This is a genomic window from Phyllobacterium phragmitis (assembly GCF_002980495.1).
Lineage (GTDB): Bacteria > Pseudomonadota > Alphaproteobacteria > Rhizobiales > Rhizobiaceae > Paramesorhizobium > Paramesorhizobium phragmitis.
Genome location: NZ_PVBR01000137.1, coordinates 1 through 232, shown reverse-complemented (window position 1 = coordinate 232; position 232 = coordinate 1). Strand labels below are relative to the sequence as shown.

Genomic DNA, 232 nt, shown 5'->3' with positions numbered 1-232 from the left:
GATGGTGTTGGCAGGTGTCCGGACCAGCGTCGGCGAAGAAGCGCTCGACTTCGGCGCAAAGGGCGGGCCAGTTGCCCTTGAGGGCAAGCAGATAATCGGCGCCCTTGTTGCGGATGGCGGCGGCGATTTTGGTCTGGCAGCCCATGGCGTCGATGGTCACCCGGGCGCCGGTGAGCTCCAGCCGCTCCAGCAATTCGGGGATGGCCGTGATCTCGTTGGATTTTTCCGCGCA

At 64.7% G+C, this 232-nt stretch carries 1 protein-coding gene; it reads right to left on the bottom strand.

All coding sequences use genetic code 11. From position 1 onward, the window contains the following. Positions 1-232 (bottom strand): ISAs1 family transposase (locus C5748_RS27700; RefSeq protein ID WP_146119678.1); only part of this gene is annotated, 232 nt, incomplete at both ends.